We start from the raw sequence: 22,541 nt of genomic DNA on the forward strand, positions 1-22,541 counted from the left end.
TGAACTCATGATGATTTCCTTTACCAAAACCGGGGACATTCCCAGCTTCAGAGTAGAAAACCATACACTTTTTACTAGTGATAATTCGTTGAGGAACAGCCCACCGCGTAGCGGTTTAGTTCAACTTGTTTTAAAGTGAAAAAACCAACGTTAACACATTCTTAAAAATCTATCAATAAAGTTCCATATCCCGCGAAACCCTTGTCCAGCTTAGTTCAAATCATGTACACCAATCTAAATCACGGTATAACAGAATCGACAAAAGAGGCGTGATCCTCTATTTCATTTTTATTCGGTGGGTCGCCCCAAAATACACTTTTTCAAGAAACCTCTCACCCATTTTTCTACCAAATTAACTGAATCGGCAATTAGTCGCTTGCACAAAATCAGCCCAAGAATATATACTTCACATACGATTCATATTCACTTCATATCAAGGATATTTCATGGGCATAGTCAATATTGACGAGGAACTGCACGACCAGATGCGTAAAGCGAGCACGGTTTCTTGCCGGTCGATTAACGCGCAAGCGGCGTATTGGATCAAGATTGGCATGCTGTGTGAAATGCATCCGACCTTGAGTTTTCAGCAAATCATAGCGGAAGAAATGCGGGCTGCGGGGGTGGAGACGCAGGCTTTACGGGTGGCGAGCGCATGAGTAGTGCCATCATTAAACAACCCGACGAAATTGCCTTGATGGCTGAAGCGGGCAAATTGTTAGCGCAAGTGTTCACCCACCTAGATCAATGTCATTTGATTGGGATGTCGACCATGCAAGTGAATGATTTGGTTGATCATTACATCACGCATGATTTACAGGCGCGTCCGGCGAGCAAGGGGCAATATGGCTATGCGTATGCATTGAATTCTTCGCGCAATCAAGTTGTCTGCCATGGTGTGCCCTCGCCTACTGAGATTTTACAGAATGGCGATATCGTGAATTTTGATATCACGCTGGAAAAGCATGGTTTTATTGCGGATTCTAGTAAGACGTATTTGGTCGGTGAAGTTGCGCCTGCGGCAAAGCGTTTGGTGCAAGTGACGTATGAAGCTTTATGGAAAGGCATCAAGACTGTGCGGCCTGGTGCGCGTTTAGGCGATATCGGCTTTGCGATTGAAAGCCATGCGCGCAAACATGGTTACACGGTGGTGCGCGAGTATTGTGGTCACGGTATTGGTCGTGAAATGCACGAAGCGCCCGAAGTGCTGCATTGGGGTAAGCCGCGCACCGGATTGACACTACGTGAAGGCATGGTGTTTACCATTGAACCCATGATTAACCAAGGTAAGGCAGCGGTCGATACCGAGGATGATGGCTGGTCGGTGGTGACGGTCGATGGCAAATTGTCTGCGCAATTTGAACATACTGTTGCAGTGACCAAGGATGGTGTGCGTGTGCTGACTTTGCGCCCTGATGAAAAGCTTGGGGGTTAAGGGAGCTTCACAAGTGGGATTTCTGATAATACCCCCTCTCCCGCGAGCGGGAGAGGGTTGGGGTGAGGGAGGTTGAGAGGCGAGAAATCATATCGCCTGCATACGCTTTCAATACCGAACGCAGCATTTAAATGCATTTCGTCAATCTGAACTCCCCTCATCCCTGCCTTCTCCCGCACGCGGGAGAAGGCGTTTTTAATCGAACTTGAACTTATGTAGACACCTATGGCTTGTGGCAGAGAGGACATTGACACCTCTACTTTTCGCTGCGGATCAAAGGCGAAACGCCTATATCCAAATTCAATTGGAAAATTGTGGCTTTTTCTATCACAATGACGGAATACGAAGGAGGATGCAATGACATTCCCTCAATTCCCCAACCACGATGCGGATAGCCCATGTTAAGCGACCATCAACGAGAGACGGTGCATAGCGCGATTCTCGAACACCAGTCTAAGCAATTTAATCAAGGCAGCTTGCTGCCGATTCTTCATGCGATTCAAGATCGCCTCGGTTTTATTCCAGCCGACGCAACGCCAATCATCGCCAAGGCCATGAATTTGTCGCGGGCGGAAGTCCATGGCGTGATCACGTTTTATCACCACTTTCGTCAAGAGCAACCAGCTAAGACCATCGTGCAAATTTGCCGTGCGGAAGCTTGTCAGTCTATGGGGGCAGAAGCTTTATGGCAGCACGCTTGCCAACGTGCTAGTAGCGACGGCGCTATCACATTGGAACCCGTGTATTGCTTAGGACTCTGTTCGACAGCACCTGCAATGAGTGTGAATGAACGCCCCTATGCCCGAGTGAATGTCTCACGATTTGATCAACTGCTTGAACGCCATCACGATGCGCAAACTCGCAGTGCGGCATTAGCAGAATCAGCACAATCTGCGAAGGAGAACACATAATGGGTGTGCGTATTTATGTGCCTGCAGACACCGCAGCCATCGCCTTAGGTGCAGACGAAGTCGCGGAAGCGATCCTCGCCCAAGCCCAACAGCGCGGTGTTTCAATCGACTTAGTTCGCAATGGCTCACGCGGCTTATTTTGGTTAGAGCCGCTGGTTGAAGTACAAACCGATGCAGGTCGTGTTGCCTATGGTCCAGTGCAAATAGAAGATGTGGCTTCGCTATTTGCAGCGAATTTCTTGCAAGGCGGCACCCATGCTTTATCGCTAGGCTTGACCGAGGAAATTCCTTACCTCAAAAAACAAGACCGCTTGTGCTTTAGTCGCATGGGCGTGACCGATCCCTTGTCTTTAAGCGATTATGAAGCGCATCAAGGTTATGCTGGCTTACGCCGCTGTCTACATTTAACGTCGACGCAGATTGTGCAAGAGGTCTTAGATTCGGGTCTGCGCGGACGCGGTGGTGCAGCTTTCCCAACCGGAATCAAATGGAAGACCGTGGCCGCAGCGACAGCGCCACAAAAATACATCGTCTGCAATGCCGATGAAGGTGACTCCGGCACATACTCGGATCGCATGACGATGGAAGGCGATCCCTACATGCTGATCGAGGGCATGACGATTGCCGCCATTGCGACGGGGGCGACACGCGGTTACATTTATATTCGTTCCGAATATCCACGAGCCTTGACTGTGATGCAAAGCGCGATTGAACAAGCGACAGCCGCAGGCTACTTGGGTGACAACATCGCTGGCTCGAACTACGCGTTTCATCTGGAAGTACGCAAAGCCGCTGGTTCGTATGTATGCGGTGAAGAAACCGCGATGTTAGAAAGCATAGAAGGCAAGCGCGGCGTGGTGCGCGCCAAGCCCCCTATTCCAGCTTTACAAGGTTTATTCGGCGCGCCGACGGTGATCAACAATGTGATTAGTTTTGCATCGGTGCCATTGATACTCGAACGCGGTGCGGCGTTTTACAAAAACTTTGGACTCGGTCGTTCGACTGGAACACTACCTATCCAATTGACTGGCAACATCCGCTTTGGTGGCTTGATAGAAAAAGCCTTCGGCGTCACTTTGCGTGAACTCTTGTTTGACTTTGGCGGTGGCAGTGCCAGCGGCCGTCCTATCAAAGCGGTGCAAGTGGGCGGCCCCTTAGGTAGTTATGTGCCAGAACAGTATTGGGACCTGCCTTTTGACTACGAAGCCTATGCCGCGGTCGGTGCAACCTTGGGGCATGGCGGCATCGTCGTGCATGATGATTCGGCGGATATGTCGAAACTAGCACGCTATGCGATGGAATTTTGTGCGCTGGAATCTTGTGGCAAATGCACACCATGTCGCATTGGCTCCACGCGTGGTGTCGAAGTGATTGAACGCTTGGTGCAAGCTGATGCGAATTCTGCGCTCAAACCTACGCAAGAAAAACTCTTACGCGATTTGTGCAACACCATGCAATACGGCTCGCTGTGCGCGCTCGGTGGTATGACGCCGAATCCGGTGATCTCTGCACTCAACTATTATCCGCAAGACTTTGGTCTAGCTGCGGCAAATCCGGCGTCGGATCAAACCAAGGCCTAGGAGAACAACATGCTTTCTCATTTAAAAGACAAAGATTTCGGCACGCCACGTCGAGAATCAGACCAGACCGTCAGCCTAGAAATCGACGGTGAAATGATTACTGTACCAGCGGGCACCTCGCTGATGCGCGCCGCCGTCGATGCTGGTATTCAAGTTCCAAAACTCTGTGCCACCGATAGCCTAGAACCTTTCGGCTCCTGTCGCTTATGTTTGGTGGAAATTGAAGGTCGCAAGGGTTTTCCGGCATCGTGCACCACGCCTGCTGAAGCTGGCATGAAGGTCAAAACCCAAAGCCCACAATTGCAAGAATTACGCAAAGGCGTGATGGAGTTATACATCTCTGATCACCCACTCGATTGCTTAACTTGTTCTGCGAATGGCAATTGCGAATTGCAAGATATGGCTGGCGTGACAGGCTTGCGCGAAGTACGCTACGGCGTCGGTGCTGGCAACGGTGTCACAAATGGTGGCAAACATCATCTCGATAGTAAAAAAGATGAGTCGAACCCGTACTTCACTTATGACCCGTCCAAATGCATCGTCTGTAATCGCTGCGTCCGCGCATGTGAAGAAACACAAGGCACCTTTGCCTTAACGATCAGCGGTCGTGGTTTTGAGGCACGCGTTTCACCGGGCCAAGATCAACCATTTATGGAATCGGAATGTGTGAGTTGCGGTGCGTGCGTTGAAGCCTGCCCTACCGCGACTTTGCAAGAAAAAACTGTGATCATGTTAGGTCAAGCTGAGCACAGCAAGATCACCACTTGCGCGTATTGCGGTGTGGGCTGCGGCTTTAAAGCGGAGATGAAAGGCAACCAAGTGGTACGTATGGTGCCGTGGAAAGACGGCAAAGCCAACGAGGGACATTCCTGCATCAAAGGTCGCTTTGCTTGGGGCTATGCGACACACAAAGATCGCGTGACCAAACCCATGATACGCAAGAGTATTCACGAAGCGTGGCGTGAAGTCAGTTGGGACGAAGCCATCAACTATGCCGCTTCGGAATTCCGCCGCATTCAAGCTAAGTATGGCAAAGACGCCATCGGCGGTATCACCTCATCACGTTGCACCAATGAAGAAACCTACTTGGTACAAAAGCTGATACGTGCCGCGTTCGGCAATAACAATGTCGATACTTGCGCGCGCGTTTGCCATTCACCAACAGGTTATGGCCTCGGTCAAACCTTTGGTACCTCGGCAGGCACGCAAACTTTCAAATCAGTCGAACACGCTGATGTGATCATGGTGATCGGCGCGAATCCGAGTGATGCGCATCCGGTGTTTGCATCACGCATGAAAAAACGCCTACGCCAAGGAGCCAAGTTGATCGTGATCGACCCACGTCAAATTGATCTGGTCGATGGGCCGCATGTCAAAGCGGATTATCATTTACAACTCAAACCCGGCACCAATGTCGCGATCATCAGCGCACTGGCGCACGTGATCGTCACCGAAGGCTTGGTTGCCGACGCGTATGTGCAAGAGCGCTGCGACGATAAGTCATGGCGCGAATGGAGTGCATTTGTCGCACGTCCCGACAATTCGCCAGAAGCGATTACAGCCATTACGGGCGTCCCCGCAGAAACCGTTCGCGCAGCCGCGCGTTTGTATGCAACCGGCGGCAATGCAGCGATTTACTACGGTTTGGGCGTAACCGAACATGCGCAAGGCTCGACCATGGTCATGGGTATCGCCAACCTCGCGATGGCAACGGGCAATGTCGGGCGTGAAGGCGTTGGCGTGAATCCACTGCGCGGTCAAAACAATGTGCAAGGCGCTTGCGACATGGGTTCTTTCCCGCACGAATTACCAGGCTATCGTCATATTTCTGATAGCACAGTACGTTCGCAATTTGAAGCGGCATGGGGCGTGACATTAAACCCTGAGCCGGGCTTACGGATTCCGAACATGCTCGACGCTGCACATGCTGGTGAATTCAAAGGCATGTATTGCGAAGGTGAAGATATCGTTCAATCTGATCCGAATACCCAGCACGTGACATCAGCGTTAATGGCAATGGAATGCTTGGTCGTGCAAGACATTTTCTTAAATGAAACCGCCAAATACGCGCACGTGTTTTTACCGGGCTCGTCTTTCCTCGAAAAAGACGGTACTTTCACCAATGCTGAACGACGCATCTCACGCGTTCGCAAAGTGATGCCACCGAAAGCTGGTTACGCGGATTGGGAAGTGACGATGAAGCTCGCGAATGCACTCGGCTATCCTATGCAATATCAACATCCTAGCGAAATCATGGCCGAGATCGCCGCACTGACACCGAGCTTCCGCGGAGTTAGTTATGAAAAAATTGATCAACACGGCAGCGTGCAATGGCCATGTAATGAGAACACCGAAGAAACGGGCACCGCGATTATGCACGTTGACAAATTTGTGCGCGGCAAAGGCCGCTTCATCATTACGCAGTATGTCGCCACCGATGAAAAAGTCACGCGCAAATTTCCATTGCTCTTAACGACGGGGCGTATCCTTTCGCAATACAATGTGGGCGCACAAACGCGTCGCACAGAGAACAGTCAATGGCACCATGAAGACCGTCTGCACATTCACCCACACGATGCAGAAGAACGTGGCATCCAACATGATGCGTTCGTCAAAATCGAAAGCCGCGCTGGCGATACGGTCTTGCGCGCGTTTGTTACGCAAACAATGCAGCCGGGTGTGGTGTACACGACTTTCCATTTCCCAGAATCGGGAGCGAATGTCATCACCACTGACAACTCAGATTGGGCGACGAATTGTCCTGAATACAAAGTCACTGCGGTGCAAGTGTTGCCAGTGATGGCGACGGCGCATCAATCAGAATGGCAGCACGCGCAACAGCAATTTGATGCCGAACAATTGGCGCTGGCGCAAGCTGCTTGGAGCAGTAACAATGTGAGACCAAGCACTTGAACACCGTGACCAATTCCATGCAAGGCGAGGAGATGAGCGCCGATGAAAAAGGCTCTCAGTCTCAAAGCGTGACACGCCTGCGTGATGGTCAATGCCAACATGGCGAAGACCAAGTCGCGCAAGAAATCGCGGTGGCGTTGGTGTTCAACGGGATTGCCTTCGCCGTCATGATGGCAAGCCCGACCGCACTCGAGGACTTCGCCTACGGATTTGCTTTTTCTGAAGGCATCATCGAACACGTTGCTCAGATCTATGATGTTGAAGCGACTGAGAGCGCACAGGGAATCACGCTCGATATCACCATTGCGGCGGTCTGCTTTGCCGGTTTAAAAGACAGAAAACGCCAATTGGCAGGACGCACAGGTTGCGGCTTATGCGGCGTAGAAAGTTTAGCGCAAGCGATACGTCAACCTGCGCCTGTTCTATCCAACCTAACTCTGCACGCAACAGCCATCTCAAGCGCCATCGCTGCGATGCGCGAACAACAAATTTTGTTGCAAGCAACTGGCAGTAGTCATGCTGCTGCGTGGTGCAGCGCTGACGGCACTGTTCAAGTCATTCGCGAAGATGTCGGCAGACATAATGCACTCGACAAAGTCATTGGTGCTTGTCTACGAAAAGGAATCGCCCCATCGCAAGGTTTCATTTGCATCACCAGCCGCGCTAGTTACGAAATGGTGCAAAAGACCGCATCTGCTGGTATCCCTGTGCTCGCCGCCGTATCGGGCGTCACCAGTCTTGCTATCGACATCGCACAACAAGCGGGCGTCAGTTTATTAGGATTCACCCGTGGTAAGGATTTGAGTATCTATAGCCACCCACAACGCATACACATTCAAGACCATGAATAATCTCGACACTATCAACAAGTTAATCAAAATGGCGAACCAGATCGGCACATTTTTTGAGAGCTTTCCGGACCGTGAAGAAGCCTTGGACGGCATTGCCAATCATTTGAAAAAATTTTGGACACCAGCGATGCGCGCCAACTTAATTGATGGGATAGATGCAAACACCGCCAGTGAGCTGCACCAGATTGTGACGCAAGCCATCCTCAAACATCGGGCAAGCTTGCTGAGTGGTGTTGCGAACAGCCATTGATTCGCTAAGAAACAATCAGTGCAATATTGGCCAATCAAACAAATCAGAGCACATCAACACTTTCCACTCGAATTAACTCACATGCACCAGCGCCAGTGTCCTCACGCGTTAGTGAGGATTGCCAACGCCAACCATCTGGCGCGCTGACAGCGACTAATTTTCCGCGCAATTTAATAACTTGGCCGGCACGTAGCTCTTTCAATGTATTTTCAATCTGTGCGTTTGCCGGAATCATATGCATGTTCGCGCTATGACTCGCTATCTCCGCTGGTGGGCGTGGTGGTTGGTCTTCCCATCGATAATAGTAGAAACGATTACTCTGCGAAATCGTCAACGAAGACAAGACTTCAGAATCTGACATTGATCCCCACCCCAAGGCCAAATCGACAGGCGATAAATCGGCCTCGCGACCAATCCGATACAGCTCCTTCGCCAAGACACGCGCTTCAATTTCAAAATCGGCCAAGGCTTTTATCGTGTAGTCGCCTTTTTGCCAATTATCCCCGCGATCAAGCATGGTTTGCACCGGCTCACTTTGCACCAATACACCATTCGAACGCGGAATCGGTTTTTGCGCACGCTGCTGATACTGATGCCAACCGCCAAATACGATCACGGCCGCGAAGAACCAACGCCAAGAAAACATGTTTTATCCTTAAAGCTTCATATGCAAAATCGGAAATGGTTTTCCCATACTATCGAGCGGTGAGCGAGCAATGATCTTAAAGCCCATGTGCTGATAAAAACCGACCGCCTTTGGATTCTGCTCATTGACATCGACCTCGGTTGCGCCAAGTTGTTCCATAGCATACTGCAACAGAATCTTACCCACACCTTGTCCTCGCGCTTCATTTAAGATGAACAGCATCTCAATCTTAGCATCGTGTACACCGACGAAACCCACAATCGAACTAGCTTCATTTTTCACGCATCTTAATGTGAACGCCGGAAAAGCCTGTTCAATGATCATCGGTTTAAAAAACGCGATATCGTCTTCAGTAATGAAATCATGCGTCGCGCGAACGGAGTTTTCCCAAACATCCAGCATCTCTGCGTAATCTTCTGGGCGCACATTTTCTACCTGCATCTTGTTTCCTATAAAATTGATTTGGATTGCTTCGTTTGAGATCGCAGTGCATTCATCGCGCCTTTAGATTGTTTACTCTCAAAAAGACGACAAGCGCAACATGTTAGACCAAAGAATTCATAATTCAAGAAACTTGTTATTTAGCGTTCTGACGAATCTCTTGAATCTTTTGTCGAATGTGCGTCCAGTGATCTTGCGTATAACGACGTAAAATCCACGGCTTTCGCTTACCAAAGCGATGGTGAGCAAGCACCCGCTTTACCAGCCAATCCAATTGAAAGCCAGCCCACTCTGGCGCAGGCAGAATGAACATATTAAATCTAAGAGCAGGCAGTACCTCATTAAACAATATGTTCTCCAACTCGTCGATATTGTATTTAGATTCAGCGCATCTTTGAGCGATGAAGTCATAGGATAATGTGACATCCGTATCCATATATAAATCCTGCATACAATCCCAGATTGGGGTTCTATCTTCTATGTCATGTTCGGGAGGATTCATCTTAAGCCGAATGCAGAGTGCGTAATGCAGTAGTGAAAGTAGGCCGCGCACAATTTAATAAAACAGGGAATCAAGTTAAGATAAGTCCAATCGCTTTTCCTAATTAGGCAACATAGGCAATATCTTCGAGACAAGCGTAATACGCTTGGTCCTCGTTCGTAATAATGAGTGTCGCCAATAACTCACCTGTATCGTTATCGAGCGGTAAAAAACACTCTACCAATCCGAAAAGACCAGAGCTATTAGGCTGCCCAAAATAACTCACCTGTATCCGTGGTTCATGAGCTAAACCGATAACCGAGGAACGCCCTTCACCCCCCAGACAGAAATCAATATCGGAAGCGATCGCTTCTGCAATTGGCCTATCATAAGCTAAGGCATAAGCAAAACGTTCTGCAATCAAATGGTAGTCACGATCTTTGATCATTCTTACCAGTTCCGCGCCAATATCGGTTAATGGTGCTTGATAAGTTTGGTTGTGTGTGATCTTCATAAAAAATCTAACGTGATAGGTAAAATGCGCGCAGCTTTTTTTGCGACCGGCACCGCAGGCGCGTAGTTGATAGAATTGTTAGTAGCGATGCTCGCAATGAGGCAAGATACGCTGCCACCTTTGCAATTCTTCTTCACCCTTAAACCCGTATTTTCCATTCGTATATGAATCGATCATAAACTCCACAGCGTATTGGTAGCGTTGTTCGGCAGCCATGCGGATATAGCGAAGGCCTACTATTTCGTTTTTCTCAATGCCATTGCCATGCAATACATCTAGACCGTAACACCATTGCGCTGGAGCATAGTCTTCTTGAGCAGATTGAAAATAAAAATCGATGGCTTCAGATATTTTGCCTTCATCATAAAGTTTGCAGCCATGACTATACTGAGCCTCAGGGCAGCCACCTTCAGCGGCTAAACGTAACAGCTCCAGGTGTTTAGAATCAAATTATTGCTCGCTTAAAGTGGAATCCTCGCCAATATTAGGCATTCCTGACTTAAGCCATAAAGCTCTAGGATGGGCAACTCTCAAATACGGTTCTAGAATTTTCTTAGCCATCGACAGTAGAGAATCATACTGATTTTCGTCAGAGCACCAAACTAGTGCATTCAATATAAATTCTGCTTGTCTTAATTCACTATCGTTTTCCATGACTCGGATCTTATGTGCTAATAACGCCGAGCTAAACGGAACTGCGCGCAACGCGCCGTAACCGAAAAGCAGATGGTTGAAAAAATGCCGAGCGTCGTGTTAGCGAAAGCGATCACTTGCCCCCCAATTCTGTAAGCCATTGTTTAAGAAGTGCAAGCTCACTTTTCTCATTAAGCTGAGAAGAAATAACCTCGAAAACTCTTTCACCTTTATTTTCGGCATCGTAGCGCCACAAAGTTAACCAGCCCTCTCGGTTGTCACTTACGATTTCGTAGCGCTCCCGTTTAAACTTGAAATGGGCACGCCAATTACCAAAAAATTGAGGATGGTCTTCGAAGACAAGTATCTCACAACCTAATGCTCGAAATGTCGTATAGAGGTCGATTTGATTCATGCGCGCTATCGTTTGAGTTAACCGGCAGGCGACAAGCACTAAAATGAGCGAAGCGCTCGGCCTTGTTGACTGTGCGCGTTGAACAAGGGATTAGGCCGTGATCTGAATTCATTTTTTTGCATACTGTTTCAAGACCCCGTTCAAATATTTTTGAAATTCATTTTGCTCTTCCACCATTTCTGGGCCGAGATCAGGCATGGTGTAAGGGTTTTCTAAGCGATACTTTACAGCTTCATGAATGTTTGTTGAGTCTTGAGTTGCAAACTCGGGAAATAACCATTTGAAGTTGCTTTCAACCCAGCGCCCATGTAAAGCAATTTGCCCATTTAGGCTAATTTCTTTCTCAGTAATAAGTGGTTCGATGCACCCCTTTTTAAGGCATTTAAGCGCATAAACGTCAAGAAGGGCTTTATTTTGAGCATCGCCGATCATGGCTTGGTAGGCGCCAACACGAGAGCCAATAATAAAAGCTGCACCAAAGAGCACAAAACTGTACAGAGCAAATAGTGTTAACCGTTTCCAGTTCATAAAGGTCTAGCTTGTTGTAAAGTTAAAAAACCGAAATTAACACATCACCAACTTTCCATCAACAAAGTTCCAAACCTCTCTAAACCCTTACTACTTGGGAATGCCACTCAGTTAAGGTAGCAAACTCAGAGCTTATCGTTTCTGCGCACGCGCACCTCCGTCTTGTACAAAAACAGGTGTGTCGTGAAGATGCCAGTTACTAATTGCTTTCAAAAGAGTATGGTTCAATTTGACTTGAACTTTCGAAGTTCATCGCGAGAGCAATTTGAGCGATGAGTTCCCTCCCTCTTCAAGAGGAGAGCTAGGGTGGGGATGGGTTTTGTTGATGAAACCTAGCAAGCAAATGACAGAAACCCATCCCCATCCCAACCTTCCCCTTGAAGGGGAAGGAGTTAGTCTAAGCAAACTGAAATATCAGGAATAGTATTCCAGAATGCAGTGCGCCTACACGAGAATAACTGTCTACCTTGTAGAACTTAGTAGAACACGCACCACGCCCTACTCTTTTTTGTTAGGACTACCGTGAACACCTTCACTATTTCACGCGCCAAGGCTTTAGCGGAATCACAAGCTGACTATCCGAGAACCATTTGATTTGCAAAGGCTCTTTACCATCCGCACTCGTTTCGTCGCTCACGTCTTTTCCTGTTCCCATATTCACTTGCGCGTTAGGGTTCTTGTTCACGTCCAGCACCATGACAAGTCGGCTACCCGGTGGGAGTAATTTTGCCGTCATTCGCGCGTTCACAATCGGCAATTGTGTTTTCTTGCCGGGGGTCAGCAATTTGCGCACCGACATATCATGGGCGTAACTGGCGCGACCTATGTAGTAGCTGAGAAAGACTACTTCACCTTCAGGCGATATCGCATAAAAATTGTAGCCAATATCGACATCACGTTTATTGATGGCGATTGAAAAGTGACCGGTGATGCTTCCCGCTAGTTGCATCGCTTCCGTCAATGGTTCGGTGATAAATACGAGTCCATTACTTTTTGGAAGCTGCTTATGAATCAGCGGCCACATGCCAGATTCATTATTGATGGTATCTCGATCGGCTAAATCCACTGTTTGCGAAACAAAATCAAGCGCCCGCGGTTTGCTTCTCGACAGGAAATAATGGCCATCCTTATCTTTGGTTGTATTCAGATAAAAGCGCTGACCTTCTTGATTTAATTTCTGCAAAGATGGATGGTGCTGCCACGTGTTACTGCCCATCAGTTGATAATTGACTTTGTCTTTGAGCAGCGAAGGACGAGCTTTGTTGTGGAACACATAGTCGAACCATTGAAACGTAATTTCTTCCGTGTCTTTTTCTAAGGCGACTGGATCAAGTTGGTAATTACTATGATGAGAATACGGTATACCTTGCGCGGTGCCGTGACTATACGGGCCGATCAGCAAAGTGTGATTCGCTTGTGGATTGTATTTGTAGTGCTGCTTTAAGAAATCGATGGCTGAAATTTGCCCACCATCGAAGTAGCCAGTAATCGACAGCACAGGGATAGTGATTTTCTTGTAGTCATTTTTGTAGGGCAGCATTTGTTGGTAATAGCTGTCATAGTCTGGATGCTTGAGCCACTTTTGAAACCACGGATTCGGTTTGCCTTCGACTTTGTCGATGTCTCGGAAAGCGCGACCACTTTTATATAAAGTTTCAAATACATCGTCCCAATACTTCCTATCGGCATACACAGAGTGATCCATCGTCTTATTATTTGTCACATGAAATGCCCATTGATAATTGGGCGTGATAAAAATGTTGTTCTCGATAGGCAAACCCGTCAATGGATTAGCTGCAGCATAAGGTACGATGGTTTTTAATGCGGGGTGCATGTATTTAGCAGCAGCCCACTGCGTGAATCCCAAGTAGCTACCGCCATACATGCCAACACGGCCATCACTCCACGTTTGTTGGATGATCCAATCGATCACTTGCGTGGCGTCTTCGCCGTCTTTTTCCCAGGGAATGATCTCGTCTGGGCTAAGTCGTTTTCCACGCGTATTGGCGATCACGCCCACATAACCGTGTGCGGCTGCATGGATTGCCGTTTTGATGTGCCACGCTTCATCGGCATAAATCGAAAACTGAAAAGCAGTCGGACGTTTGCCTGCGTTTTGCTTTGGCCTCACCACCACCGCCGATAAGCTCACGCCCGATTTTGTCTTGATGAGCACATTCGGTTCGATCACATAACGCTTTTCATTTTCGGCAGACAAGACTTGATTTCCAGTCGCTAAAATGCGCTCGTACACTTTGTAGAGCTGGTAGTTGGTCACGAGTTTGACGATGTTATTCTTATCGAGCGTTGGGTTGGACTGAAGTTGTTTAAACAAACCCAACATATAGTCTTGCCCCATCTCAAGTGACCAGCCTAGGCAATAGCTCACCTTGTATAAATCCTCGTTAGAAAAAGCACTAAGCTTTGTCGTCATGAGCGCGTGCAGTGCTTCTGTAGCATTCTGATTTTTGTCGGGCGTGGTTTGGCTCAGCCATGCATCGCTTGAATAATGAAAGTAGCCCAAGGGATTTTTTTGTTTGGCGATGAGGCGATGCGTTTGTTTAAAATCATCTAAGAAAGAAGCAACAGCGATTTTGTCGTCATCCCTGCTGGCATCATCAACGCTGAGGTTCGCGCGCTTGACTAAATCCTTCAACTCTTGGTGAAACAGATCGGATTGCAATAAATGATAGGCATCCGCTCTTTGCTCCATTTTGGCGCCAGCTAGACTAACAGGCTTTAGATAGGTTTCATTAGACCAAGTATTGGCGGCGATCAGCATTTGCAAAATTAGCACGATGAATGTCATGATGCTGGTCGACTTTATATTTCTCATAAGTACACTCCCTGTTGAATGAAGTGAATGAGCATAAAAAAACACCACAAAAATGTCGTGACGTAGACATTACTTTTGATGACTTTTGATGACTTAGGCGGTTTTTCGCCAATTCCTCCTATGATGCTGCCTCACAAAACACGCTGAACGTGATACTTTTCTAACTGATGACATTTCTTCACCCCAAAAATTCATGCGCTGGCAAATCGAACAATTCCTTTTTTGCGATCAACAACAAACCCTGAGCAGCAATGAGCAAGTACAGCAGCTTGAACCTATGGCGGTCGAGTTGTTAAGCTATTTCTGCCAACATCCAGATAGCATCGTGAGCCGGGATGAACTCATCAATTCGGTTTGGCTTGGTCGCGTTGTGACAGATAGCGCCGTGAATAAAGTCGTCACCAAACTCAGAAAACATTTTGACGACGATGCCAAAAGCCCGCGTTTCATCGCCACTTTTCCAAAGAAGGGCTATAAGTTCATCGCACAAGTTCGCGCCATAGAATCCATCAAGCCCTTTGCAGACATCACAGAACTTGGTCAGTCCGAAACGGATCAAATAGATAGCACGAACATCAATACAAATACGCATTCATGGGAATCCACTACAAAAAAAATATCACAAAAACCATCCCACAAATTTGTTTGGGCAGCCGCTGCCATATTTGTGATTGCGTGCCTCATTGGTCTCGTCCAATTCATGTCATTCAAACAAACGCCAGTGCTCACCACCACTGGCAAATCAGTTGCACTCACGCGTGACGCGGGTGCCGATGTGTTTCCTAACTTGTCTACTGACGGAAAACTATTAAGTTATGTAGAAGTGCGTGATCGCAAAATGATCCTCAAGGTGAAGAAGCTGTCTGATGAAAGCGTGTTCGTATTCGACCATGGTGATGAGAAAACGACCTCGGTTGGCCCGGCCGATTGGAGCGATGACGGCACGCAGATCGTCTATTTGGTCACCACTCCCGAATCCTGCCAATATTTCATTCGAACGGTTCAAGCGCAATCATTTTCTGAGCCGCAGCTGATTCATAATTGCCCGGTTGGCAGTTACGGAAAAATAGAATTCACCCACGATGTGAATAGACTAATTTACGCCGAATCTGAAGGGCACAATGCGCCATATTCTTTGTTTGAACTCGATCGAAAAACCGGGAAAAAACGCCGGCTTTCACAACCTGAATTAGTCATTGGCGGCAATAGCCAGTTTGACCTACATCCAACACAAAATAAGCTATTGATCTCCTCTCCCGACAAACAACAATGGGAAGGCTTTTATGAACTGAATTTAGATACTGATCAACTCAAGCTACTATTCAAACTTGACGCCTATATTTGCTGCGGCATTTGGAGCCAGCAAGGAGATCGCGTGATTCTGATGGGTGAACATCCGGCGAATCAATTACTCAGCTACGATTTAGGCGGAAAGAATGTCTACCCGATTTATTCTGGAAATTTAAATTTAAGAGCACCGACACGACATAGCAACGGCAAAGATTATCTCTTTCCCGCTGGCGAATCGAATCAAAACATCCTTCAATTTCGCTTTGACACACAAGACTCAGTAGAACTGGTAACGAACTCAGTCGATGATAGGCTGGCGACTTTTTCTGAGAAAAATCAAACCCTCGCGTTCATTAGCTTAGCGAGTGGTGGCGAGGAAATATGGCTGCGACAGATCACTCCCAATGCCGCATCCAATATTGCTTCAAATATGGCAAACAACACCGCAAAAAGGCTAAGTCAATTCAATGACGGCAGACATTATATTGATCTGCAATGGCGTCCCGACGGCAAGCAATTACTGGCACTTAGCCTCAATGAAATTCATCTCATCGATGCCACATCAGGCTCATGGTCGAAAGCAAAATTGCCCCAAAGAGAAATGCGCGCAGTTTCATACAAAGACAATCAAACCATCGCATTTAGTGTCAACGTCAACGGCAAGTGGCAGATCAACTACTACCACCTCGACACTGAAACAACTTCGCTAGAAAAAGACCAATGGCAGTATGCTAAATTTTCTGAACGAAAAGACGACTCGCTTTGGATCGACCAAGCAGGCGATCTCTATGCGGGAAGCACGCCAGAAAAAGTGCTGGAACTCGATGAGAAAAAAATAGATTGGCTAGCAGGACGAGTTTTCAATATACAAAAACATGGCGATGCTTGGTACTGGCAACGCCGTTCTGATCATCGCTTGCAACTCCTACAAAAGAAAGCAAATCAATCACCAAAAATCATCGTGACCACCGACAGCTATCACTTCGATGTGAGTAAGAGTGGCGTTTACTATCACCAGTCACCACCGCAAAATATTGATATTTATCGGACGGGGATAGTGCAGTAAAGAGGCTGTTTTTCATTGTTATTCAACTTAAAGCGTCATCTGTTTTTGCGACAATAGAGCACTACCTTGTGGGCTTGACGCAATTTCGTGGTCATTTCAAGTGATCAGAGGCGACATTGACATTGGGAGTCAGTGATTAAAAATCTGGAGTGAAAAATGTATATATGACGACTCAAATAACTATAGAGATTTCAGTTTTCTATGCATATTCATCTATTCAAATGACACCTAAAAAAATTGTAGGTTGCGGCAGAGCATAGTGAAGCCCAACGTAGGAAATTCACTTAAAATCAGAAGCCAACATAATCGTACGTGCTAAACAATCCAACTTAACATTTTTTCAAAAATTAACTCGAGTTCATCCCTAAATGTGGTTTCACTAAATAGATCTAAAATAAAAACGGTTTCGAAGCACAATTTTTATCGTTCCAGAAAGTACAGTGACAAAATAGATCTACATTAGATGAATGTTTTTGGCCATTACAACTCTCAAAGAATACAAAAAGAGATGTGAAGTGGAGTCTAAAATTTGTTGTCTGCTATACAGAACTGCAACAACCATCATCGGCACGACTGTTATCCGGATTTGCGCCAGAACAAACGTTAATTTTGAATTTGAGTGTGACCAAATTCTGCCCCGTTGTCGCCTTCGAACTTGGCCTTAGGTATTTTCAAACGTCGATCAGTATTTCCCCAATCTTGTACGTAAGCGCATAGCCAGCAACAACCACGGTATTTTGCTGATCCTCACAATACAGATCGCCTATTCTTTGGGAAACTTGTCTGGCTGTCAGTACCGTCTTGCCCAATCTGTTTGCCCAATAGGGAATGAGCGTGCAATGTGCGGAGCCTGTAACAGGGTCTTCAAGGATTGTCGATTGTGGCGTGAAATACCTTGAAACAAAGTCGACCGTAGACCCGGGAGAAGTCACACACAGTCCACCAGGATCGAGGTTAATTTGATTAAACAGCTCTGTTTTGATCCAGATGTTTTTCACATCCTCTTCGTTATCGTAAACGAATAGATAGTCACGAGATTTTAAAACTGCAACTGGCTTTACGTTGACGGAATCTAGCAATATCTGCGGAGGTATCGCGATTTCCGGAATTCGCCTTGGGAGCAACATTGATATTAATCCGTCTTCAATTTTGATATCGAGTGTATCGGTTGAGGATACAAATTGGATATGGCTAATACTCTCCAGGTAGTTAGCGACCACATGTGCCGCTGCGAGCGTTGCATGTCCGCAAAGATCCATTTCGATATCAGGCGTGAACCATCTGATTTGGTACTTACCATGAGCCCCGATGATGAAAGCAGTTTCCGCCAATCCGTTTTCTCTGGCGATATTGAGCAAAGTAGCATCTTCAAGCCAACTGTCGAGGATACAGACACCAGCTGGGTTGCCACCAAAGGTTTTTTTTGTAAAGGAATCAATGTGATAGTAAGGGATCTTCATTCCTCGTCCATTAATGAATCATTCTATGCAACGCATGCTAAAAAAATGCGAAATATTCTGGGTATTGCGGGATCTATTGAACATAAAATAGCGTGAGCTACTGAAGGCTTCATCGCTTTAAACTAGAAAATTATCTGACCAAGTCGCGATCACTACGTCTGAACCAATTGAGAAAAAATGTAATTGGCTGCAAGCATCGATCTTACGATCGCTCATACCTGCGCCAATTAAATAGTTATCCGGTCGGTGTCTCATCGAAAATCGCGTTAAGACAAAGCTTTATGCATCAACAAATAGAACTTGGCCAGTAACAAAACCATCGACAGATCGTTCAAATGCCTTTCCGACCAGAGCCCCCGGAACCGGCTGAAATCCGCGCAACATGTCTCCATACACATCCATCGCCTCCTCCAATACAGTGGGATTGACTACATTAATGCGAATTCCACGAGGCAATTCATGTGCAACGCATTTTACGAAGGTGTCAATCGCCCCACTTGTAGTAGCGTCAGCGATGGCCTGCGGCACCGGTTTCATGTTTAGTATTCCAGAAATCAAGGTAAAAGAGCCGCCATCCTTGATATATTCAAGGCCAACATGAACGACATTGATTTGGCCAAGCATCTTACTTTGAATCGTTGTTGCCCATTGGTCAGAGGTCATTTCTTGAAACGGTGCATATTCGCAATGGCCCACGGTATTAACAACCGCATCAAACTCGCCAACAGATTCAAACAATTTGCGCAATGAATCCTTATTTGTAATATCTACTTGAAAGTCACAGCCCTTACCCGATCGACTCGCTGTGACTACCTTGTGCCTCGTTAACCCACTAAGTGCTGCTTGTCCCATCATGCCAAGTGCTCCGATTACGACGACAGTTTTCATAAATTTATCTCGAATAATTGAAAGAGAGGAGATTCTAGGAGGCGGGTGATACAATGACAAACAGAGATTACCTGTAAGAGATACAAATATTTATGATGGACAAGATAGAAATCAGGCACATGAGAGTTTTCGTCAAACTCGTCAAAGAAAAAAACGTCTCCAAGGTCGCGTCCGAGACCGGTTTGACACAGCAAGCCGTCAGTGGGTATTTGAAGAAATTAAGAGAAGAATTCAAAAACGAGCTATTTTTGCGTCAAAGCAACGGCCTAAAACCTACCGACTTTGCCTACGAACTTTGCTCAAGGTTTGAGCGTGTCATACACGAGTTCGACAATGTCTATGAAACTCTTCCATTTGACCTGGCATCCATCAAAAAGACATTCACCATCATAGCGAATGAATACGCACAGCTTTCTTATGTACCACTCATTGTGCAAGCCGCCGTAAGATCTGCACCAAATATAAAATTCAAAATCCTGGACTTTGATCAAAGAACCCACGAAGAAATGCTGGCATCGGGGGAGGCCGACATTTTAATTGGCTTCAAAGATTTTATTGATGACAGGCTTAACCAGACATTGATCAAGGAGGACTACTACTCGTGCATCGTCAACGCAAAATCAAGAATACCCGATGCAGTACAAAATCTCAGTGACCTGTCAAAATTTCCTCATGTCGCTATGAACAATAGTGCTTTTTATTTTAGCGATACGGTCGATCATTTTCTAAATCAGCAAGGTGTGACGAGGAACGTCATTGCCACATTGCCGTGCTACACATTCTTACAGAGCTTCCTGTCTGTAAATGACGTAATCGCCTTTATTCCTTCTGCGATGGCTCGCCTTGGAAATTTTAGAACACTCAAATTTGATGCAAACCCACAATCCTTCGGTGTAGTGGCGGCATGGCACCGGAGGGTAGCGGAAAATCCTCTTCACAATTGGGCTATTGAGACAATCCTCAGTATCAGGTAGTAAGCATTGCCGTTCATTTCATCTTCGATTTCAGATCAAACAAACATCGCAGTATAAGAACCTCGCCTTTGGCTATATCCATCACTGCGATGACCCCGACTTTCGGTTTCGTCGCATAGATCCCCCCAAGTTTACCTTGCGTGGTTGACAATGATAGTATTCGCCACGCCTCTTGGTGTACCGCTATTGCTAAACAGATTATGTTGATACTGTTACTGTCGGCTGGTCCGCGATGCTCGATGCAAGATTCTTGTGCCGTCGTCACACCAAGTGGAAACAGGCACTTGCCAATCAAGACCAGCCATCTTAAACGCGCTTTCGGCGCTACATTTACCTTTTTCGACTACTATGAAATTTTTCTTTTTAACTTTGCTAACAATCTCTATCGCGTCATCGGCATATGCTGCCCCATCGGACACGGCCACAAACAAAAAGATCGTTGTCGATTTTTACGATATGGCTTTTACCCAGCGAATGCCGACAAAGGCTGCATTAAAATTCATATCACCAACCACTTATATACAGCATAACCCTGAAGGAAAAGATGGGCGCGACAACTTTATCAATGGTTTCGCCAAGTTCGTCGAGAATGGCACCTTGAAATGCGTCATCAAACGTGCCATCGCAGAAAAAGATCTCGTGGTGATTCATAGCCACTGTTTAGACAATCCAGCCGACCTCAATGAGCGTGGCCAAGCCTATGTAGACATCTTCCGTGTGCAGGGCGGAAAGATTGTCGAGCATTGGGATGTTGGTCAGCCAATCCCTGAAAAATCAGCAAACTCGAACACAATGTTTTGAAGTCGATATTTTTTATAACGCAAACATCGCTTAAATGTGGACTTCCCCTAATTCAGTAGACATTTAATAATGTCAAAAACTGAGAAGGAAGTGCATCATGAGAAAAAGTCGATTTACCGATGAATTTAAAGCTGAAGCGATCAAACAGATAACGGAACGTGGCCATAAGGTGGTCGATGTAGCGCAAAGGTTAGGTGTCTCAGATAAGAGTCTCTATCTATGGTTGAGGCAAAGTAACGGAAAGCAATCGATAGCGTCAACCGATGATGTTGTTGCTTTGAAGGCAGAAATGTCACGTCTAAAAGCCGAGTTAAAAAGAACGACCGAGGAGCGAGACATCCTAAAAAAGGCCACCGCGTACTTTGCCAGGGCGTCAGAGTAAAGTACGCATTCATCGATGCACATCAAAACCGATATCGTTTAACTAGTATGTGCCGGGTCTTAAAAGTGAATCGCAGTGGATATTACGCTTGGAAGAAAACGCCTCTATCGAATCGTGCGATTGAAGATGCCCGGATTTTGGAGGAGATAAAACAGGCACACGTTGAAAGTGGCGGTATTTATGGTAGTCCGCGCATTCACAAGGACTTAAAAGAAGCGGGCATTGCTTGTAGTGCGAATCGAGTTGCAAAGATCATGCGCATGGCGCAGATCAAGTCAGCACGGGGATATCGGAAGCCAAGATTCAAGGCTGGCAAGCCAGTGATCGCAGCACCGAATCGATTGGAACAACAATTTAATGTTGAACAAGCTGATACAGCATGGGTCACCGATATCACTTACATCCGAACCTACGAGGGTTGGCTTTATCTTGCAGTTGTGATTGATCTCTACTCGCGTGCAGTTGTTGGCTGGTCGATGAAATCAACGATGGCAACAGAAATTGTTCTCGATGCGTTATTGATGGCTGTTTGGAGACGACGTCCAAAGAAACCGATCATTATTCATTCAGATCAAGGTAGTCAATTTGGCAGCGATGATTTTGCTCGCTGGTGTAAAGAGCATCAACTTGTTCCAAGCATGAGTCGACGTGGGAATTGTTATGACAATGCGGTTGCTGAATCCTTCTTTAGTAACCTAAAGAAGGAACGCGTCAAACGGAAAATCTATGCAACAAGGGAAGAAGCGCGATCAGATATTTTTGATTACATCGAAGTGTTCTACAATCGCAAACGGCGGCATAGCTATCTCAATCAAATGAGTCCCCTAGCGTTTGAGCAACGCCAATTTGGAAGTTAAGTGTTGTCTACGAAATTAGGGGAAGTCCACTCTTTGCTCTATCGTATTGGTGGAAAAAACAAGGTCAATACATCTTTCGTCCATTCTCCGTTAGTTGCGGAATAGATTTCAATTAGCATTTACGCCTTATCTGGCTATCGAAAGACTCACCCGCATTCGCGCTGGGCGTCAGACCGATATAAGGAAAGTGGTCATCTCAGTAAATCAAAATTAGCAGATATTTGATCAAATTAGCACAATATTTGCACATAGACATCATGCACCGCTGTCTATGCTAGTGTATAAGCCTAACGCATACTGTTAGCACAACAAGTGATTGGCGTAGTTCAATGCCACCTATGACACTTGCGAAGCTAACTCAATTTAACTCAATTCGTTAAGCTTCACTC

22 protein-coding genes are annotated in these 22,541 nt (G+C 46.5%); 11 read left to right on the forward strand and 11 right to left on the reverse strand.

All coding sequences use genetic code 11. The annotated features are described in order from the left end of the window. The first annotated feature begins 446 nt into the window (after window positions 1-446). The 7 genes from H8K52_RS16605 to H8K52_RS16635 all read left to right on the forward strand — a co-directional run bounded on the left by H8K52_RS16605 (window position 447) and on the right by H8K52_RS16635 (window position 7,940). On the forward strand, window positions 447-659 hold the full coding sequence (locus tag H8K52_RS16605; protein WP_186924030.1) for a ParD-like family protein: 213 nt from the start codon (window positions 447-449) through the stop codon (window positions 657-659). An 8-nt stretch (window positions 660-667) separates the two neighbouring features. After that, window positions 668-1,435, forward strand: coding sequence for a type I methionyl aminopeptidase (gene map, locus H8K52_RS16610; protein WP_186924077.1), 768 nt, complete (start codon window positions 668-670; stop codon window positions 1,433-1,435). A 398-nt stretch (window positions 1,436-1,833) separates the two neighbouring features. After that, window positions 1,834-2,346 (forward strand): NAD(P)H-dependent oxidoreductase subunit E, encoded by a 513-nt coding sequence (locus H8K52_RS16615; RefSeq protein WP_186924031.1) that lies wholly within the window; start codon window positions 1,834-1,836, stop codon window positions 2,344-2,346. Beyond that, complete coding sequence (locus H8K52_RS16620; protein WP_186924032.1) at window positions 2,346-3,926, forward strand: formate dehydrogenase beta subunit; 1,581 nt, start codon at window positions 2,346-2,348, stop codon at window positions 3,924-3,926. Before H8K52_RS16615 ends, H8K52_RS16620 begins: the two co-directional genes overlap by 1 nt. 9 nt (window positions 3,927-3,935) lie before the next feature. Further along, window positions 3,936-6,839, forward strand: coding sequence for a formate dehydrogenase subunit alpha (gene fdhF / locus H8K52_RS16625; protein ID WP_186924033.1), 2,904 nt, complete (start codon window positions 3,936-3,938; stop codon window positions 6,837-6,839). A gap of 5 nt (window positions 6,840-6,844) precedes the next feature. Continuing rightward, window positions 6,845-7,690, forward strand: a complete 846-nt coding sequence (gene fdhD / locus H8K52_RS16630; RefSeq protein WP_343044232.1) for a formate dehydrogenase accessory sulfurtransferase FdhD — start codon at window positions 6,845-6,847, stop codon at window positions 7,688-7,690. Then, the gene (locus H8K52_RS16635) at window positions 7,683-7,940 is read left to right on the forward strand and encodes a formate dehydrogenase subunit delta (RefSeq protein ID WP_186924034.1); all 258 of its coding nucleotides are present in this window, start codon (window positions 7,683-7,685) and stop codon (window positions 7,938-7,940) included. The genes fdhD and H8K52_RS16635 overlap by 8 nt, the downstream gene beginning before the upstream one ends. A gap of 43 nt (window positions 7,941-7,983) precedes the next feature. Here the strand turns inward: H8K52_RS16635 and H8K52_RS16640 are convergent, their stop codons facing one another. The 9 genes from H8K52_RS16640 to H8K52_RS16680 all read right to left on the reverse strand — a co-directional run bounded on the left by H8K52_RS16640 (window position 7,984) and on the right by H8K52_RS16680 (window position 14,434). Further along, a complete protein-coding gene (locus H8K52_RS16640) occupies window positions 7,984-8,586 on the reverse strand; it encodes a hypothetical protein (protein ID WP_186924035.1) in 603 nt (200 codons plus the stop codon). 9 nt (window positions 8,587-8,595) lie between these two features. Beyond that, window positions 8,596-9,027: a GNAT family N-acetyltransferase gene (locus H8K52_RS16645; RefSeq protein WP_186924036.1), complete on the reverse strand. Its 432-nt coding sequence runs from the start codon at window positions 9,025-9,027 to the stop codon at window positions 8,596-8,598. A gap of 136 nt (window positions 9,028-9,163) precedes the next feature. After that, entirely contained in the window at window positions 9,164-9,529 is a 366-nt protein-coding gene (locus H8K52_RS16650) for a DUF7079 family protein (RefSeq protein ID WP_425507554.1), read from the reverse strand. A gap of 103 nt (window positions 9,530-9,632) precedes the next feature. Continuing rightward, a complete protein-coding gene (locus H8K52_RS16655; protein ID WP_186924038.1) occupies window positions 9,633-10,022 on the reverse strand; it encodes a hypothetical protein in 390 nt (129 codons plus the stop codon). A gap of 78 nt (window positions 10,023-10,100) precedes the next feature. Continuing rightward, window positions 10,101-10,457, reverse strand: coding sequence for a tetratricopeptide repeat protein (locus H8K52_RS21985; RefSeq protein WP_186924079.1), 357 nt, complete (start codon window positions 10,455-10,457; stop codon window positions 10,101-10,103). Between the two features lie 15 nt (window positions 10,458-10,472). After that, entirely contained in the window at window positions 10,473-10,676 is a 204-nt protein-coding gene (locus H8K52_RS16665; RefSeq protein ID WP_186924039.1) for a hypothetical protein, read from the reverse strand. Window positions 10,677-10,788: 112 nt separating this feature from the next. Next, window positions 10,789-11,070, reverse strand: a complete 282-nt coding sequence (locus H8K52_RS16670) for a hypothetical protein (RefSeq protein ID WP_186924040.1) — start codon at window positions 11,068-11,070, stop codon at window positions 10,789-10,791. A gap of 108 nt (window positions 11,071-11,178) precedes the next feature. Continuing rightward, a complete protein-coding gene (locus H8K52_RS16675; RefSeq protein ID WP_186924041.1) occupies window positions 11,179-11,598 on the reverse strand; it encodes a hypothetical protein in 420 nt (139 codons plus the stop codon). A gap of 535 nt (window positions 11,599-12,133) precedes the next feature. Next, window positions 12,134-14,434 carry a CocE/NonD family hydrolase gene (locus H8K52_RS16680; RefSeq protein ID WP_186924042.1) on the reverse strand — a complete coding sequence of 767 codons (2,301 nt, stop codon included), beginning with the start codon at window positions 14,432-14,434 and terminating at the stop codon, window positions 12,134-12,136. Window positions 14,435-14,627: 193 nt separating this feature from the next. Here H8K52_RS16680 and H8K52_RS16685 point away from each other — a divergent pair, with 193 nt between their 5' ends. Continuing rightward, a complete protein-coding gene (locus tag H8K52_RS16685; RefSeq protein WP_186924043.1) occupies window positions 14,628-16,790 on the forward strand; it encodes a winged helix-turn-helix domain-containing protein in 2,163 nt (720 codons plus the stop codon). A 671-nt stretch (window positions 16,791-17,461) separates the two neighbouring features. On the opposite strand, the gene H8K52_RS16690 is transcribed toward H8K52_RS16685, so the two are convergent. Together H8K52_RS16690 and H8K52_RS16695 are read right to left on the reverse strand one after the other, a co-directional pair. After that, a complete protein-coding gene (locus tag H8K52_RS16690) occupies window positions 17,462-18,250 on the reverse strand; it encodes a PhzF family phenazine biosynthesis protein (protein WP_186924044.1) in 789 nt (262 codons plus the stop codon). 279 nt (window positions 18,251-18,529) lie between these two features. Further along, on the reverse strand, window positions 18,530-19,138 hold the full coding sequence (locus H8K52_RS16695) for a short chain dehydrogenase (RefSeq protein WP_126127661.1): 609 nt from the start codon (window positions 19,136-19,138) through the stop codon (window positions 18,530-18,532). A 92-nt stretch (window positions 19,139-19,230) separates the two neighbouring features. Here H8K52_RS16695 and H8K52_RS16700 point away from each other — a divergent pair, with 92 nt between their 5' ends. From H8K52_RS16700 to H8K52_RS16710, 3 genes are all read left to right on the forward strand, one after another. Further along, window positions 19,231-20,112 (forward strand): LysR family transcriptional regulator, encoded by an 882-nt coding sequence (locus H8K52_RS16700; protein WP_126127662.1) that lies wholly within the window; start codon window positions 19,231-19,233, stop codon window positions 20,110-20,112. 348 nt (window positions 20,113-20,460) lie between these two features. Continuing rightward, window positions 20,461-20,913, forward strand: coding sequence for a nuclear transport factor 2 family protein (locus H8K52_RS16705; RefSeq protein WP_186924045.1), 453 nt, complete (start codon window positions 20,461-20,463; stop codon window positions 20,911-20,913). Between the two features lie 97 nt (window positions 20,914-21,010). Then, window positions 21,011-22,152 (forward strand): IS3 family transposase gene (locus H8K52_RS16710; RefSeq protein ID WP_246464629.1). Its coding sequence is split into 2 segments (ribosomal slippage): window positions 21,011-21,269 and window positions 21,269-22,152, totalling 1,143 coding nucleotides; the frame shifts between segments, so codons are not numbered across the junction. The last annotated feature ends 389 nt before the right edge of the window (window positions 22,153-22,541 follow it).

Source organism: Affinundibacterium seohonense (assembly GCF_014284305.1).
GTDB classification, from domain to species: domain Bacteria; phylum Pseudomonadota; class Gammaproteobacteria; order Burkholderiales; family Burkholderiaceae_D; genus Undibacterium; species Undibacterium seohonense.